Origin of the sequence: Marinobacter sp. THAF197a, assembly GCF_009363275.1 — a bacterium.
GTDB lineage: Bacteria > Pseudomonadota > Gammaproteobacteria > Pseudomonadales > Oleiphilaceae > Marinobacter.
Map to the genome: position 1 here is coordinate 2,936,048 of NZ_CP045324.1, position 16,649 is coordinate 2,952,696.

Here is a 16,649-nt window from a genome sequence, read left to right on the forward strand (position 1 = left end):
TGTCGGATCAGCTGCTCTTGACGCGGTTAACGTACTCGCCAGAGCGGGTGTCTACTTTCAACACCTCACCAATGGTGATGAACAAAGGCACGTTCACCACGGCGCCGGTAGACAGTGTTGCCGGCTTGGAACCACCCTGGGCGGTGTCACCTTTCATACCCGGATCGGTATCCACTACTTCCAGCTCGACAAAGTTCGGCGGTGTGACGGTGAGCGGCGCGCCGTTGTACAGGGTCACGGTGTAAACATCCTGCTCTTTCAGCCACTTGACGGTGTCGCCCACGGCCTTGGCATCGGCAGCGTACTGTTCGAACGAGCCGTCGGTCAGCATGAAATGCCAGAACTCGCCGTCGGTGTACAGGTATTCCATGTCCTGGTCCATCACATCCGCGGCTTCCAGACTCTCACCGGATTTGAACGTACGCTCCCAGACCCGGTTGGTCATAAGGTTGCGCAATTTAACGCGGTTGAACGCCTGCCCCTTACCGGGCTTGACGAACTCGTTCTCCAGCATGATACAGGGGTCGCCATCCAGCAAAACTTTGAGACCGCTGCGAAATTCGTTGGTAGAATATGAAGCCATGAAATGTCCACCTGACAGACTGTCGTTAAAATTTCAAAGGTCGCTATGATACAGCGAACCCCTGCCCGTATAGAAGCCCGTAACGAAGAGCCTTCATTGATCGCTACCGAACAGCGTCAACAGCCCCACAATTCGGCTAAAGGCTGGCAACAGATTCTGGCAGAATCCGTTACCTGCCCGGAGCAGCTGCTTGGGCGCCTGAACCTGCCGGCGGAGCCCTGGCTCAAGGGTGCCAGCGCGGGCCACCAACTGTTTCCCGTGCGGGTGCCCGAGCCGTTCATACGGCGAATGACTCCGGGTGACCCCAACGACCCCCTGTTGCGACAGGTACTGCCGCTGGCGGAAGAATCGCGACAACAAGCAGGTTATGTGCGCGATCCGCTGCAAGAGAACAACGCCATCCAGACCACAGGGCTGATCCGCAAGTACCAGAGCCGGGCACTGCTGATGGTAACGGGCCAGTGTGCAATCAACTGTCGCTACTGCTTTCGCCGCCACTTCCCCTATGAATCCCAGCGGCTCGGTCCGGATGACCGCCAGCAGGTTCTGGCGACCCTGAAAGCCGCCCCCGAAATTAACGAAGTGATCTTCAGCGGTGGTGATCCACTGGCAGTGAATGACCGGCTATTGGCGCAATGGGCCGAAGCCCTGGCAGGCATACCGCATATCAAGCGACTGCGAATACACAGCCGGCTACCGGTCGTTATTCCGCAACGGGTGTGCGACGCCCTGCTGGACTGGCTTGGCAATTCGCCACTTCAGAAAATCCTCGTGGTGCATGTTAATCACCCGGCAGAGCTAGACTCAGACACACGAAAAGCCTTTGCGCGCCTTCGCGAAGTGGGGGTGACCCTGCTCAACCAGAGCGTGATCCTGAAAGGGGTCAATGACTCAGCCAACATCCTGGCCCGGCTGAGTGAAGACCTGTTTGATTCGGGCGTTATGCCCTACTACCTGCACGCGTTTGATCCCGTTGCAGGCGCCCATCACTTTGATGTCAGCGACCAAGCGGCGGCAGCGCTGGTTCGGGCGCTTATGAAGCGGCTGCCGGGCTTTCTGGTTCCAAGGCTGGTCAGGGAACTGCCCGGGGAGACCAGTAAAACCCCTATTTTCACAGGCGATAATCAGGCCAACATCAGCGTAACGTGAGACATGTCGCAAAAGCGGTCCCACTTACACTTGTCAAAGATTGTCAACTCATGATCTTCTCGCTTTTTGTTATTGGTTTGCTATCTTAAAGTTCTATAGGTAAAGACAATAAAAGCATGTATTTTCGACACTTTCGGTCGATACATACTCAAAGCGACTCAAACACTGGCGTGAGATCATGGAAGGCAATATTCTGAAACCTGAACTGAAGGTTCCTGAACAGAAAACCGCAAGCCTGTCGTTTTGCGATACGACACCCAAGGCCTTTCGTCTGTGGATTGACCAGCTACCGATGGCCAACATCGGTGAGGCATCCCGCCAGCTTTACCATGCGATTATTGAACTGAACCACCTGTTTCTGGCTCCGCAGCAACGAATGCAGTTCCTTGAGCTGGTTCGCGAGAAAATTCATTTTGTCTGCAACGAGTTGTCACGGCACTTTCTGGGCCTGGCCATCGCCCTGCCCGAGAAACAGCGCAAGATTGCCAACCTGGCCCAGGCCCTGCAGCTTCATCTGGCCAGCGGCTATAAATTGTGTGTACTGGAATATCTGGATAACGGCGGTCTGGACAAAAATCGCCGCCACGTTGCCGCCGCCATTCACCGCGCCACGTCCGAGCTGGGCGCCACGATTGTCCGCTCCCATCAGCTCTACTGCCCAAGCCCGGCCCTGAGCTGGCTGGAATGCCACCGTCTGTACCGGTTTGCGCACCGGAACAAACTGGCCGCACTGGAAATCGATGACGACACCCTGACCCATCGCCGCGCCAGTACGGTGGCCGACAGTTACAAACGCATTCTCCTGCTGGGCTGCGCCCGCCCCAATCAACTCCGCCAGGCTGAGCTGACGCAGGTTTATGAGCTGTTCGAGTCCTGGACCGAGTTCTGCCAGTGCGGCCCGGACATTGGAACTGACAGCCTGTTCGTGATCAACATGGAACTGGACAACCCGCCAGTCTATCGGAGCTTGCTGGAAAACAAGCCGGGGGACGAGAGCTGCGGTTTTGACACCAAAGATCTTTCCACGCAGCTGGCCGAGGTGCTGCACGCCAGGCGCAGCCACGAGAAAGATACTACGCGGCTACAGGTATCGTCCAAAATCAGCGACACCCTGCTCACACATCTCAGCCAGGCGCTGGGTATTCTGGCCAAGCGGAATTTCAACCGCATTTCCAGCCAGGGCACGCTGGAGGTCTGCGTCGGCCTGACGGCCACCCACTATTTCGTCGCCGGTGAAAAGACCTTTGCCGAGTTCCTGAACGGCAACGAAACCATTGATCCCGAGCAGGAAAACCGGTTTGTCCGTAATGCCAACCGGAACACGGACGCCTGGGCCGGAGCCCACGACGCGGGCCCAAGTGAGGACAGGCTGCACGCGGCCGATGCACCGATCAACTTCAAGTCGGGTACCGGGGCCGCCATACCCACGGGACAGGAGAAGAGCCGCCCCCGCTCCCATCATGCACTGCTGATCAACACCAGCCCGGGTGGCTACTGCGTTGCCTGGGAAACCAATGTGCCGGCCTCCCTGCAGGCGGGTGAGATTCTTGGGGTACGGGAACAGAAATCCCATCCCTGGAGCATCGCCGTGGTGCGCTGGTTGCGTCAGGTCCGGAATCAGGGCACCCAGATCGGCATTGAGTTGCTGGCCCCCAGTGCCGCGCCTTGCGGGGTTCGATTGATCCAGAAAGTGGGCAACAGCAGCGAATACCTCCGGGGGCTGCTGCTGCCTGAAATCAGCGTCGTCAATCAGGCTGCGACCCTGATTACCCCAAGGCTGCCCTTCCAGAGTGGCAGCCGCATCTCATTGCTGCACGATGGCCGGGAAGATCAGGGACAACTGCTCAAGAAGGTCTCTGCCACCGGTAGCATCAGCCAGTTTGAACTGAAACTGCAGAATCCGGCGGCCCTGGCCAGTCCGAATGGCGCCCCGCCATCAACGCCCGGCGCCACGGAAGACGAATTCGACTCCCTGTGGCCATCACTGTAACGCCAAAGGTCGGAAAGACTGTGAACCACGGCTACTGCCAGGGTTGTTATTGATCGCCAACCCCTGCATCATTCAGCGGAAGTGACCGTATCCATGAGAAGTCTTACGAATGCAGAAAAAAAACGCGACCGTACACCTGCTGATTCTTGATCCATCTCAAAATGATGCTGAATCCATGGTCAGCCTGCTCCGCAACTCGGGCAAGGCCACCCGGGCACACCGTATAACCTCGGAAGAAGATCTGGAAGAAGCCCTGAAAACCAGTAACTGGGACCTACTGTTGGCCCGGGACCTGGAGCAGGAGTTCGGGCCGGATGACGCCCTGGCCATGGTCAAGCGCATGGACAAGGACATCCCCTTCGTTCTCCTGACCGAGGAAGTCAGCCGGGAAAGAACGGTGAACATTATCCGGGCCGGCGGGCAGGATGTTGTGCCGTTCGAGTACAAGGATCTGCTCGTGCTGGTGGTGAAACGCGAATTGGCCGCCCTGGAAGAGCGCCGCCGTCGTCGGGTTCTGGAGTCCCACCTGCGTGAGGCCGAACAGCGCTGCCAGCTGCTTCTGGAAAGCTCCAAGGACGCCATCGCCTACATCAACGATGGCATGCACATCTACGCCAACCAGTCCTACATGGAGTTCCTGGGCTACGACGACATTGACGACCTTATCTGCATCCCGGTTCTCGATACCCTGACCCCGGAAAGCCAGGACAAGTACAAAGACTTCATGAAGGCCTTTGCCGATGATGGCAAGGACGGCATGACCCTGAACTGTACCGCACGCCGCAGCGACGATCAGGAATTGAACGTAACCATGTCTGTCTCTGCCGCCACCTATGATGGCGAAGCCTGCACGCAGATTGTCTTGCAGCCGGAACACAGCGATGCAGAGCTGGAAGAAAAGCTCAAACAGATCAGCAGCCAGGATCTGCTTACGGGCCTGTATAACCGTCAATACCTGATGGACGCTCTGGCCCAGGCCATTGCCAATGCCGGCAAGAACAACCAGACCGGCGCCCTGGCCTACATCGCCCTGGACAACTTCATAAGCATGAAGGGCCAGGTCGGTATCGCCGGTGCCGATCTGTTGCTGGGTGATCTGGCCTCGCTGCTAAAAGAACAGGCCGGCGAGGAAGTGACGCTGGCCAGGCTGAGCGATGATGCCTTCTGCCTGATGTGCCTGCCCTGCGATGAGAAACATATGGAAAGCATTGCTGAGCGGGTCCGCAAAGCGGTTGAAGATCATCTGTTCGACATCAACGGCAAGACGGTACCGCTGACAGTGTCCATCGGTGTAGCCGCGATTACGGAGAATTCGCCCAAGGCAGAGGAACTGATGGGGCGTGCCCATACTGCCTCCGCTGAGGTTAAGAAGCTCGAAGGCCATGAACGTGGTAACGGGATCGTGGTCTATAATCCCGCCCAGTACGAAAGCCTTGATGAGAGCAACTCGGTTGAGGCTATCCTCAAGGCCCTGGACGACAACCGCTTCCGGCTGCTGTTCCAGCCTATCATCAACCTGCGTGGTGAGGGCGAAGAGCATTACGAGGCCTTCGTTCGCATGCTCGACAAAGACAACGAGGAAGTCTCTCCCTACGACTTCCTGCCCCCCATGGGGCCGAGCGACACGGCCATCAAGATTGACCGCTGGGTGATCCTGCAAACCATCAAACAGCTGGCAAGCCACCGGTCACGGGGTCATGACACCAGGCTGTTCCTGAACATCACCGCCGAGACACTGCAGGACAAAACCTTTACGCCCTGGCTCAGCGTTGCCCTCAAGGCGGCTCGCCTGCCGGGAGACTCACTGATTTTCCAGATCCGCGAAGGCGATGCCAACAACTACATGAAGCAGGCCAAGGAGTTCACCAAAGCAGTACACGAACTTCACAGTAAGGTATCCATTGCCCAGTTTGGCTGCGCCCTGAATCCGTTCAACACGCTCAAGCACATTGACGCCGACTACGTGAAGATTGACGGCTCGTTCACGGAAGAAATCCAGAAGAGCGATGAAGCCAAGGAGCAGGTCAAGGAAATGGTCAAGAGCCTGCAGAATGCCGGCAAGCTCACCATCATACCGCTGGTAGAGAACGCCAGTGTACTGGCAACGCTGTGGCAGGCCGGGGTGAACTATATCCAGGGTTATTACCTGCAGGCACCAGTCCCGGAGATGAACTACGACTTCGGGGACCACTGACCGGACGCCAATTCCGGATTGAGTAAAAAGGGCGAGGTGTTAGAACCTCGCCCTTTTTGCATTCACAGGCTGCTGTTCTGGAGAGTCTGATTGGTGTCACTTTCGCGAAAACCGATCAGGTACAGAATGGCGTCCAGGCCCAGGGTGGAAATGGAGTGTCGAGCCGATTCCTTGACCAGCGGCTTGGCACGAAAGGCCACGCCCAGGCCAGCCTGGCTCAGCATCGGCAAGTCGTTGGCACCATCACCCACGGCGATGACCTGCTCCCTTGAGATATGCTCTTTTTCGGCAATCTCGAGCAGCAGCTCGGCTTTGCGCTTGCCATCCACGATCTGCCCCTTAACCTGACCGGTCACCTTGCCGTCGACAATGTCCAGTTCGTTGGCATAAACGTAGTCAATGCCCAGTTTTTGCTGCAGGTGGCGGGCAAAGTAGGTAAAGCCACCGGAGAGAATCGCGGTGCGGTAGCCCAGCGCCTTCAGGCTTCGGATCAGATGTTCTGCCCCCTCTGTCATACGCAGCCGACCGGCAATACTCTCAAGCACCGACTCATCCAGGCCTTTGAGCAGCGCCAGCCGCTCGGCAAAACTCTGGCTGAAGTCCAGTTCACCCTGCATGGCACGCTCGGTTATTTCCGCAACCTGCTCTCCCACGCCAGCCTCATGGGCCAGCTCATCGATCACCTCCGCCTCAATCAGCGTGGAGTCCATATCAAACACCACCAACCGGCGGTTTCGCCGGAAAATGGAGTCTTCCTGGAAGGCGATGTCCACGTTCATCTCACCGGCAATATGCAGGAAGTCCGCCCGAAGTTGTTCCAGGTCTGACGGCGTTCCCCGCACCGAAAACTCGACACAGGCAATGCGGTTCTCCCCCTGATTGAGCGACGGGCGTGCGGAAAGGCGGGTAATGTTGTCGATATTCAGCCCATGCCGGGCGGTAATGGCCGATACCCGGGCGATCTGTTCCGCCTTGATGTCACGGGATAGCAGGGTAACGATGTAGCAGGCCCGGTTACGGCCTTCGGCCCATGCCTGGTATTCCTCCACCGTGATGGGGGCAAAGCGCACCTGAAGATCCAGGGCATGCAGCCGAAAAAGAAGGTCACGGATCACCGGGGACGATTTCGACTCATCCGGGATCTCGATCAGTATGCCCCAGGTCAGGTGGTCGTGAATCACCGCCTGGCCAATATCCAGAATCCGGACATCATACTGCCCCATGATCCCGGTGATCTCCGAGGTCAATCCGGGCTTGTCTCGCCCGGACACATTTACCAGAACCAGCTCACTCACTGTCGGTGCCCTCCACGTCCTGAGCTTCTTCCTGAGCACGGGCGGCAGACGGAATCACATCAATGCCGTCTACCCGCTGGAGCCCTCTGGGCAATTTGTGACCACGCCGGCCACGCTCACCCAGATAATGCTCCAGATCGGCAAAACGCAGACCCAGTTTGCGTTTGCCGGCCTTCACCTCCAGTTGGTCTTCTTCACCGAAGACGGCGGCAGCCACCACATATTCCTCACGATTCTGAACGCGGGCAGAGGGAATGCTGATGATCTTGTTGCCCTTACCCTTGGCCAGTTCCGGCAATTCGCTGAGCGGGAACACCAGCATGCGCCCCTCGTTGGATATGGCCGCCAGGTAAAGGGTTGTTGCTGTCTCTGGGATCAGCACGGGGGGCATGATTCGCGCCCCTTTGGGCACAGACACCACCGCCTTGCCAGCTCGATTCTTGCTGATCATGTCGTTCAACGAGGTCACAAAACCATAACCACCGTCAGTGACCAGCAGCGCTTTACGCTCCGGATTCCCCATCAGCAGACCAGAGAAGGTCGCCCCGGACGGTGGGTTGATCCGGCCGGTAAGAGGCTCGCCCTGCCCCCGGGCAGACGGCAGACTGTGAGCCATGAGAGCATAGGCCCGCCCAGTACTGTCGAGGAAAATGGCCTGCTGATTGTTTCTGCCCCTGGCAGCCAGCGCAAAGCGGTCGCCAGACTTGTAACTGAGCCCGGACGGATCAATGTCGTGCCCCTTGGCAGCCCGCACCCAGCCCTTCTCCGACAGCACCACAGTGACCGGGTCGTTGGACACCAGGTCAATCTCACTGAAGGCCTTGGCCTCTTCACGGGCAACAATTGGGGAACGGCGGTCATCACCGTAGGTTTCGGCATCCTGCTGCAGTTCGGTCTTTATCAGCTCGCGCAGGCGGTCTTCCGAGCCCAGAATGGCCTGCAGCTCATCCCTTTCCGCGGCCAGTTCGTCCTGCTCACCGCGGATTTTCATTTCCTCGAGTTTTGCCAGATGACGCAATTTCAGCTCAAGGATGGCTTCCGCCTGGTCTGCCGACAGGCCAAACCGGGACATCAATTCCGCCTTGGGCTTGTCTTCGGTACGAATGATCTCAATCACCTCGTCGATATTGAGATAGGCAATCAACAAGCCTTCGAGAATGTGTAACCGGGCCAGAACCTTATCCAGACGGTGTTGCAGGCGGCGGGTAACCGTGGTCTTTCGGAACGCCAGCCACTCGGTCAGGATCTGGTGAAGCCCTTTTACACCCGGGCGGCCATCGTTACCGATTACGTTAATATTGACCCGGTAGGTTTTCTCCAGATCAGTGCTGGCAAACAGGTGCGCCATCAAACCATCCAGATCCACCCGGTTGGACCGGGGCACGATCACCAGACGAGTGGGGTTCTCATGGTCGGATTCGTCACGCAGGTCCGCCACCATGGGCAGCTTCTTGCCCTGCATCTGCTGGGCAATCTGCTCCAGCACCCGGTTACCGGATACCTGATGTGGCAGATCGGTAATCACGATCTCGCCACTTTCACGAACCCAGCGAGCTCTCATACGCAGAGAGCCGCGGCCGGTTTCATAGATCTGTCTCAAATCCTTGCGAGGGGTAATAATTTCCGCATAGGTGGGAAAATCCGGGCCCTTGATGTGTTCACAGAGCTGGTCAACGGTGGCTTCCGGGTCATCCAATAGACGAATGCAGGCGGCTGTGACCTCTCGCACATTGTGCGGCGGAATGTCAGTGGCCATGCCCACGGCAATGCCGGTGGTACCGTTCAGCAGCACATGAGGCAACCGGGCTGGCAGAACGGACGGTTCTTCCATGGTGCCATCAAAGTTCGGCGTCCAGTCCACGGTTCCCTGGCCCAACTCACCCAGCAGAACATCGGCAAAGGCAGCCAGGCGGGATTCGGTGTAACGCATGGCGGCGAACGATTTCGGGTCGTCCGGGGAGCCCCAGTTACCTTGACCATCCACCAACGGGTAGCGATAGGAGAACGGCTGCGCCATCAGCACCATGGCTTCATAGCAGGCGCTGTCACCATGGGGGTGGAACTTACCCAGCACATCACCAACGGTACGGGCAGATTTCTTGTACTTGGAGGTGGATTTCAGCCCCAGCTCCGACATGGCATAAACAATCCGACGCTGCACCGGCTTGAGCCCATCCCCTACGTTGGGCAATGCACGGTCCAGGATCACGTACATGGAGTAGTCGAGGTAGGCCTTCTCGGTATAATCCCGTAGCGATACTCTTTCGAAACCTTCATCCGTTGTCTGAAACTCTGGCATAGATGCCTCTTTGCCTTAACTGCCTGTTTTGAAATGCGGCTTTGATGCAGCCCCGGTAACCCGGCACAAACACCGGGCAATGTGGCGCACATTATATGGACGCAAGCAACGATACACCAATTTCCAATAGCGGAATTCCCGCATGGAGAGTCTGTAAGGTGCACCGTATTCTCGCCACAGTGAATAGAAAGCCGTTTTATCCCCTGACAAGCGGAAACCTATGAAACCCAATCTTAAAGCCTGCGGGCACGCCCTGGTGACAGCCCTGGTGAATGCTACCCTGGCCGTCGCGCTGATGCTGCTGGTGGAATTCGCCATCAGTGGATCATTCCAGATGCCTGAACCCTATCTATGGGCCGGCCTGGTTATCGGCGTTGTCATCTTTATCGCCCAGTTCTGGCGCCAACGGCATCTGTGCCGAACCAGTGAGCAATCCGGCAACGTGCAACAACCCTGATTCGTCATCAAATCCTGAGCCAAATCAAGATTCCACCCTCATGTTCAGGGTGACAACATCCCGCCCCCTGCTACGCTTAGCCTCAAGAGCAACAATAATAATCTGGAGGCTGCATGAACGTTTTAAACAATCTGGGGTTGCGCACCAAGATCGCCTTGCCCTTTTTCATCACCGCTCTGGCATTGGTTGTCGCCGGTGGATTCGGCATGCTGACAGCCAAAAACCTGGTGGAAAGCACTGAAGATATTGCCGTCACCTTCCTGCCTTCCGTTGCCGAAATCCTCAACGGTGACCGCGACCTGTATCAGGCCCTGGTCGCGCAGATGATGGTGGTCGACCAGACCCTGAACGGAGAGAATACAACAGACGCCGTCGCAGATTTTGAGGAAAATGTTGAACAGGCCCGTCGACGTTTTACCGACAGCGTAGCGCGGCTACGGGGCACAGGGATCAGCTCGGTGACCGGGGGCTTTGACCAGGCCTTCGACCAATGGGAGCGCTCTGCGCGCCAGGTTCTGGCACTGGCAGAGCGGGGGGACGGAACACAAGCCAGAAACCTTGCCGCCACAGAAACCATCGGGCTATTCCAGCGGCTACGGGCATTCTACGACAGAGCCGAAGGCCATGCAGACGAACAGGCCCAGAGTCGCTATGCCGAGGCCCGCGCCGAAGGCACTTCCAGCACGGTGACCATTACCGTTATAACGGTCGCGGCCATCGTTATCAGCATTGTCCTTTTTCTGATTTTCCTGAGACTGATCATCCGATCCATTCAGGCCTTACGCAGCCAGCTCGACAACATTGCCCAGGGCGAAGGCGACCTGACCCAACGAATACCAATAACCGTGGACGATGATCTGGGGCAACTGGCCAGAAGCTTCAATCAGGTACTGGAGAACCTTCAGGGCATGATCGGCTCAATACAGACCCTGAGCCGGGATCTGGGACAGGGCGCTACTGAACTGGCGTCTGCTGCGAGGGACAACAACGAGGGCGTTACCCGCCAGACCGATTCGATTTCCATGGTGGCAACGGCCATCAATGAGATGCAAAGCGCGATCGAAGAAGTTGCCGGGAATGCCTCAAGGGCGGCCGAGATCACCCGGGAAGCAGACCTCAAGGGGCAGAACAGTGCCGAAATCATCCGGAATTCATCCAGGCAGGTGCACCGGCTGGCGGCCCAGATCTCCAAGGCGGTTGGTGTGATCCGCAAGCTGTCTGATGATTCTGACAACATCACCTCGGTTCTGGATGTGATTCGCGGTATCGCCGAACAAACCAACCTGCTGGCCCTCAACGCTGCCATTGAAGCGGCAAGAGCCGGTGAACAAGGCCGGGGCTTTGCAGTTGTGGCGGATGAGGTGCGAACGCTCGCCCAACGCACACAACAGTCCACCGAAGACATTCAGACCATGATCACAGCACTGCAGACTGGCGTTTCGGATGTGGTCAGTGTGATGGAAACCGGCAGTAAAGAAGCCGCTGAGACAGAAAAACTGGCCACCGAAGCCGAGCAGGAACTGCAAGCCATTCTGGAGGCCATCTCCAATATCACCGATGTAAACACCAGCGTGGCGTCGGCCACCGAGGAACAAACCCAGGTTGTTGACGAAATCAATCGCAGCATTACCGACATTAACGACCTGGCCGCGGCCAGCGCTGAACGCTCTCGTGCCATCGACGGAATCAGCAAGTCACTTAAGGACTATGCTTCAGAACTGGAGCAACAGACAGGCAGGTTCCGGGTTTAACCCCGGAACCTGAGGCAGAGGTTTCAATCAGGATTACTGACGAATGCCTTCGATGGAGATCTTGATTTCAACGGTTTCGGAGGCTTCACCCAGATCCATCGGAATACCGAAATCCTTCAGACGAAATTCAGTCTCGGCCTCAAAGCCCATACGGTAGCCGCCCCAGGGGTCTTCACCGTGGCCCAGCATTTCGGCTTCCAGAGTGATCTCACGGGTCACGCCGCGCAGGGTGAAGTCGCCGATGATATCAGCCTCGCCGTCGTCATCCACAACCACGCGCTTGCTCTTGAAGGTGGCCTGCGGGAACTGGCTCACATGCAGGAAGTCATCGCTGCGCAGGTGCTTGTCGCGCTCGGCGTGGTTGGAGTCCACACTGGCGGTGTCGATTGTGACGGTGACGGTGCTGTTCTCCGGGTTCTCGGCGTCGTAGACAAATTCGCCGTCGAAGTCGTTGAACCGGCCATACAGCCAGCTGTAGCCCAGATGGGAAATCTTGAAGGTGATGAACTGGTGTGCGCCCTCTTTATCAAAGGCATAGGTGCCGCTGTGTTCGCTGGCGTTGGCAGTGCCGATCAGCGCCACGGAAACGGCGGATGCGAGCAAGAGTTTTTTCATGGTCTTCTCCCTGAGTGGGTCATGGTTATCGTTTCGGTCTTCGGATCTGCGTCAACCGCGGCCAAGCATGCGCCTGAGCGTGGCATCCCGATCAATAAAATGGTGTTTCAAGGCCGCCAGGGCATGCAGCCCGGCCAGCCCGACCAGTGCCCAGGTGCTCCAGTAATGGACCGCACCCGCGGTGTCCTCCATCCCCCTGATCCGGCCGGTAACTGAAGGCACCTCAAACCAGCCAAATACGCTGATGGACGAGCCATCGGCCGTGGTAATCAGGTATCCACTGATCATGGCTACGAACAGAAGCAGATAAAGCAACCCATGGGCCCCATGGGCGGCAATCACTTCCCACCGCTGGTGCTCAGGCAGTGGCCTGGGAGGCGGAGTCACAACTCGCCACAACAGCCGGGCCACCACCAATATGAACAGCAGGATGCCAATGCTCCGGTGAATGTGTGGCCCCTGTCGGTACCAGGGGTCATAGTAGGACAGTTCCACCATCCACCAGCCGAGCCCGAACAGGCCAATGACCGCCAGCGCCACCAGCCAGTGCAAACTGACGGCGATCAGACCGTAGGCGGTGTTGGTATTTCGTAATTTCATGATTTGGGAAATCCTCCATCCCTGGACTGCGCCAACCTGTGCGACTGATACGTTAAGATCAGTCTAGGCCCCGAACCGCCGGGTGAAAATCAAAATATTCTGCCGGGATACATCAAATTATCTGATCAAGTCTCTGGCAGACGCCGGCTCTGGCATTGGCCACTTTGGTCGAATACGGGTTCTACGGATTGTGCAAATTCACAGCACCGCTAAACTCCTCACATACTTTAATTCGCCCCGTCGGGGGCCTCAGTGACCGAGAGGAAACGACATGGAACTGGAATTCGACGAATCCGTAGTAGTACCCAGCAACAATTAATACGCCCCATTCTGATCCCCCGGCCTGCCGGGGGTTCTGCTCTCCAAAGCCCCGCCCCGAATTCCCCATACCAACACAAAGTCACAAACTGTTTCGAGTTTTACCGGTTAAACAGTGGTAATGATTCCTGTTTTTTGGCAATCTGCGCTTTAGCTAAACAGTTAACGCCTTGAAATACAGGCAAACGTGCCAGGGATGTGGGCACTCTGGCTAACAGTTCAGTGGTCAGCACCACAACTGCTGCTCCTGATGCGTTCGTTAAACGGTTCAGACTCGCCTATGTCCCACAGCCTTACCGATATCCTGCCAGCGCCAGAACTGGACCTGCTCTCGCCCATGCTCACTCAGCAAGGAGAGACCTGGACAGCCGATTTCAGAGGGCTAAAGCTCAGAACCGCCCTGCAACCGATTTACAGCATCTCCCACAAACGGACCGTTGGTTATGAGGCCCTGATCCGGGCGTTCGACAATGACAACGCGGCTGTACTTCCCAATCACCTGTTTGAACTTCCGGACACCGACGCTGAAAACCTCCTGCTGGACCGGCTGTGTCGATACCTGCATATCCGTAACTACAGCGGCATAAAAGACCAGCTGAACTGGCTATTCCTGAACGTATCCCCCCGGGTGGTGACCAGTGGCAGCCAGTCTGATTCGTTCTTTGGGGCGCTTTTGAAGAAAACCGGGCTACCACCCCATCGAATTGTGATGGAGATTGTTGAGCAGCCCACAGACGATGCGGAGAGACTGAAAGACACCGTCGCCTACTACCGGAAACTTGGCTGCCTCACCGCGATCGATGATTTTGGCGCCGGCCACTCAAATTTCGAGCGAATCTGGAACCTGTCGCCGGATATCGTCAAACTGGATCGTACGTTGCTGACCCGCGCCACTGACGATCAGCGGGCACGGCAGATTCTGAATGGCATGGTGTCACTGCTTCACCAGTCGGGATGCCTGGTACTACTGGAAGGCGTGGAAACCCGTGATCAGGCCATGATAGCCATCGATGCTGGCGTGGACTTTGTACAGGGATTCTATTTCCGGCGCCCTTGCCTTGAGCTCGGGGAACTGCCCCACACGCCGGCAGACCTCGAAGAATTACTTCAGGAATACAAGAAGCGCAAACAGATCACCCAGGACCCCACGCAGCAACTGGTCAACTATTTCAACGGGCCGTTCCGGCGGGCCATTGAACGACTGCAGGACGGCAGCCTGATGTCACAGGCCTGCTTTGAACTTCTGAACCACCCCGCCGTATCCCGCTGCTATCTGGCGGATGACAAGGGCATCCAGATTGAAGACACCCTGGTCTCCGATTCCGCCATTGAGAAGCGGGACCCTCGTTTCCGGCCGCTGGAGAACACCACCAGCGCCGACTGGTTCCGTCAGCAATACCTGCGCCAGGCCCTGGCCCAGCCTGAGAACCTGCACGTTACAACACCCTACCTGTGCGTAACCGGCGCCTATATGTGCGTCACCCTGTCACTGGCCTACGAGCACAAGGGACGTTTGCAGGTGCTGTGCTGCGATATCCTCGCCAACCCCCATCAAACGCCGTAAACCACCGAAATAACTCCAACCGTCACCAGGCCGATAAAGACATTCATCGGCAAACCCACCCGGATAAAATCGCTGAAACGGTAGCCTCCCGGCCCGAACACCATCATGTTGGTCTGATAACCCAGCGGTGTGGCAAAGCTTGCCGAAGCGGCCATCATCACCGCAATGATAAACGGCTCGGAGTCCACGCCCATCGCAGACGTGAGCGACAGCACTACCGGCACAATCAGGACGGCGGCTGCGTTATTGGTAATGACTTCCGTCAGCACTGACACCACCAGGTAAACCAGCAATAACGCCAGCAGGGTGTGGCCATCGCTCAGGCTGAACACCGCACCGGCCAGATAACTCGCCGCTCCGGTCTGTTCCAGCGCTCCGCCCATGGCAAAGGAAGCAGCGATCGTGAGAATCACCGGAACGTCTACCGCTTTCTGAGCCTGGCCAACCGTACAGCAGCCGGAAAGGATCATCACGAATGCCCCTACCAGGGCAGCGTTGAGCATCGTCATGATACCGCAGGCGGCAAGCCCGACCAGCACCAGCAAAATGCCCCAGGACAACCAGGCCCGGTCGTGGCGCGGCGCTTCTGTCTCAAGGTCGTTGATCAGCAGGAAATCCTTGTTGTATCGCTGCCGGCTGACGAACGCAGGGCGCGCTTCCAGCAACAACACATCACCGGGCTTCAGGCGAATGTTGCCAAGGTTACCCGGCACCCGCTCACCTCCGCGTGCAACCGCCAGCACCACGGCACCGTACCGGTCCCGAAACCGGGCATCCCTGATGGTTTGGCCAAGCACATCTGACTGGGGTGACAACACGGCCTCCACCAAACGTCGTTCGGCGCGGTCCTTGCTGAGCGACGGCTCATCATCATGCACCGAAGGCACGATGCCATTGATCCGCAACAGATCGGAAATGGCCTGGGTATCGCCGGCAAACACCAGGCGGTCACCGCCCCGAAGACGCTCTTCCGATGGCACCGCCGTTACCACGCTGCCATCCCGCTCAATTTCCACCAGATAAAGTCGATCCAGCTCCCGCAGCCCGGCCTCGCCTACGCTTTTGCCGACCAGCGGCCCCTCGAACGCGACCGCCACTTCCAGCGTAAACTCTTTAACCGAGCCGAACTTCTGCTGGTCTTTACGATCTGGCAGCATCCGCGGCAGTACCAGCAACATCACAGCAACCCCGATGATCGCTACCGGCAGCCCAACCTGGGTAATGGCGAAGATTGAAAAGCCTTCTTCACCGGTCAGCTGCTGGTACTGACCATTGACCACCAGGTTGGTACTGGTACCGATCAGGGTGAGCGTTCCGCCAAAAATGGCAGCATAGCTGAGGGGAATCATCAGCTTGGAAGGGGCAATACCAATCTTGCGCGACCAGGCATGAACCGCCGGAATCATGGTGGCAACCACCGGCGTATTATTCAGGAAGCCACTGAGCAACGTGACTGGTAAGGCGATGCGGGCCTGGGCGCCGCGAACGGTTTTCGGGCTGCCCAGAATGTAGTGCACCAGGAGGTCAACACCCCCGGAATGGTGAACACCGGAGGCCACCACAAACAGAGCAACCACGGTGATCAGCCCCGGATTACTGAAGCCGGCAAGGGCCTGTTCCGGGCCGATGATACCGCTGGCACTCAGCACTACCAAGGCCGCCATCATCACCAGATGCGGCGCGAAGCGGCCAGAGCTCATCAGTAACAGGGCGGCACCCGCCAACCCAAGGGAAAACCATCCGTGCCAGTCCATAACTCGGTTATTCCGGTTAGAAAACTGGCAGGATAGCGGCCCTCATCAATTCTGAGAAAGAATAAGTAATGATTTTTATA

At 57.4% G+C, this 16,649-nt stretch carries 12 protein-coding genes; 6 read left to right on the forward strand and 6 right to left on the reverse strand.

What is annotated here, in order from left to right; genetic code table 11:
- Window positions 1-7: 7 nt before the first annotated feature.
- Entirely contained in the window at window positions 8-583 is a 576-nt protein-coding gene (gene efp, locus FIV08_RS13620; protein WP_058092083.1) for an elongation factor P, read from the reverse strand.
- A gap of 45 nt (window positions 584-628) precedes the next feature.
- On the opposite strand from efp, the gene epmB reads away from it, so the two are divergent.
- The 3 genes from epmB to FIV08_RS13635 all read left to right on the forward strand — a co-directional run bounded on the left by epmB (window position 629) and on the right by FIV08_RS13635 (window position 5,916).
- Window positions 629-1,732: an EF-P beta-lysylation protein EpmB gene (epmB, locus tag FIV08_RS13625; protein WP_152438716.1), complete on the forward strand. Its 1,104-nt coding sequence runs from the start codon at window positions 629-631 to the stop codon at window positions 1,730-1,732.
- A 178-nt stretch (window positions 1,733-1,910) separates the two neighbouring features.
- Complete coding sequence (locus FIV08_RS13630) at window positions 1,911-3,722, forward strand: GTPase (RefSeq protein ID WP_152438717.1); 1,812 nt, start codon at window positions 1,911-1,913, stop codon at window positions 3,720-3,722.
- Between the two features lie 109 nt (window positions 3,723-3,831).
- Window positions 3,832-5,916 carry a GGDEF domain-containing response regulator gene (locus tag FIV08_RS13635; RefSeq protein WP_152438718.1) on the forward strand — a complete coding sequence of 695 codons (2,085 nt, stop codon included), beginning with the start codon at window positions 3,832-3,834 and terminating at the stop codon, window positions 5,914-5,916.
- Window positions 5,917-5,978: 62 nt separating this feature from the next.
- Here FIV08_RS13635 and serB read toward each other — a convergent pair whose 3' ends face one another.
- Window positions 5,979-7,211: a phosphoserine phosphatase SerB gene (serB, locus tag FIV08_RS13640; RefSeq protein WP_138437169.1), complete on the reverse strand. Its 1,233-nt coding sequence runs from the start codon at window positions 7,209-7,211 to the stop codon at window positions 5,979-5,981.
- Window positions 7,204-9,510, reverse strand: coding sequence for a DNA topoisomerase IV subunit A (parC, locus tag FIV08_RS13645; protein WP_058092088.1), 2,307 nt, complete (start codon window positions 9,508-9,510; stop codon window positions 7,204-7,206). Before parC ends, serB begins: the two co-directional genes overlap by 8 nt.
- Window positions 9,511-9,730: 220 nt before the next feature.
- Here parC and FIV08_RS13650 point away from each other — a divergent pair, with 220 nt between their 5' ends.
- Both FIV08_RS13650 and FIV08_RS13655 read left to right on the forward strand, forming a co-directional pair.
- Complete coding sequence (locus tag FIV08_RS13650) at window positions 9,731-9,967, forward strand: hypothetical protein (protein WP_061331593.1); 237 nt, start codon at window positions 9,731-9,733, stop codon at window positions 9,965-9,967.
- 113 nt (window positions 9,968-10,080) lie between these two features.
- A complete protein-coding gene (locus FIV08_RS13655; RefSeq protein ID WP_152438719.1) occupies window positions 10,081-11,718 on the forward strand; it encodes a methyl-accepting chemotaxis protein in 1,638 nt (545 codons plus the stop codon).
- Window positions 11,719-11,751: 33 nt separating this feature from the next.
- Here FIV08_RS13655 and FIV08_RS13660 read toward each other — a convergent pair whose 3' ends face one another.
- The gene (locus tag FIV08_RS13660; protein WP_152438720.1) at window positions 11,752-12,333 is read right to left on the reverse strand and encodes a YceI family protein; all 582 of its coding nucleotides are present in this window, start codon (window positions 12,331-12,333) and stop codon (window positions 11,752-11,754) included.
- 51 nt (window positions 12,334-12,384) lie between these two features.
- Entirely contained in the window at window positions 12,385-12,933 is a 549-nt protein-coding gene (locus tag FIV08_RS13665) for a cytochrome b (RefSeq protein WP_152438721.1), read from the reverse strand.
- A 598-nt stretch (window positions 12,934-13,531) separates the two neighbouring features.
- Here FIV08_RS13665 and FIV08_RS13670 point away from each other — a divergent pair.
- Window positions 13,532-14,815, forward strand: coding sequence for an EAL domain-containing protein (locus FIV08_RS13670; protein WP_138437164.1), 1,284 nt, complete (start codon window positions 13,532-13,534; stop codon window positions 14,813-14,815).
- On the opposite strand, the gene FIV08_RS13675 is transcribed toward FIV08_RS13670, so the two are convergent.
- Window positions 14,803-16,569 carry an SLC13 family permease gene (locus FIV08_RS13675; protein ID WP_061331598.1) on the reverse strand — a complete coding sequence of 589 codons (1,767 nt, stop codon included), beginning with the start codon at window positions 16,567-16,569 and terminating at the stop codon, window positions 14,803-14,805. The genes FIV08_RS13670 and FIV08_RS13675 overlap by 13 nt on opposite strands.
- Between the last annotated feature and the right edge of the window lie 80 nt (window positions 16,570-16,649).

Coding starts and splice junctions, on each gene's coding strand:
- FIV08_RS13665 (WP_152438721.1), bottom strand. CDS start 12,933: ATGAAATTACGAAATACCAACACCGCCTACGGTCTGATCGCCGTCAGT.
- FIV08_RS13650 (WP_061331593.1), top strand. CDS start 9,731: ATGAAACCCAATCTTAAAGCCTGCGGGCACGCCCTGGTGACAGCCCTG.
- parC (WP_058092088.1), bottom strand. CDS start 9,510: ATGCCAGAGTTTCAGACAACGGATGAAGGTTTCGAAAGAGTATCGCTA.
- FIV08_RS13675 (WP_061331598.1), bottom strand. CDS start 16,569: ATGGACTGGCACGGATGGTTTTCCCTTGGGTTGGCGGGTGCCGCCCTG.
- efp (WP_058092083.1), bottom strand. CDS start 583: ATGGCTTCATATTCTACCAACGAATTTCGCAGCGGTCTCAAAGTTTTG.
- FIV08_RS13670 (WP_138437164.1), top strand. CDS start 13,532: ATGTCCCACAGCCTTACCGATATCCTGCCAGCGCCAGAACTGGACCTG.
- FIV08_RS13660 (WP_152438720.1), bottom strand. CDS start 12,333: ATGAAAAAACTCTTGCTCGCATCCGCCGTTTCCGTGGCGCTGATCGGC.
- epmB (WP_152438716.1), top strand. CDS start 629: ATGATACAGCGAACCCCTGCCCGTATAGAAGCCCGTAACGAAGAGCCT.
- FIV08_RS13630 (WP_152438717.1), top strand. CDS start 1,911: ATGGAAGGCAATATTCTGAAACCTGAACTGAAGGTTCCTGAACAGAAA.
- FIV08_RS13635 (WP_152438718.1), top strand. CDS start 3,832: ATGCAGAAAAAAAACGCGACCGTACACCTGCTGATTCTTGATCCATCT.
- FIV08_RS13655 (WP_152438719.1), top strand. CDS start 10,081: ATGAACGTTTTAAACAATCTGGGGTTGCGCACCAAGATCGCCTTGCCC.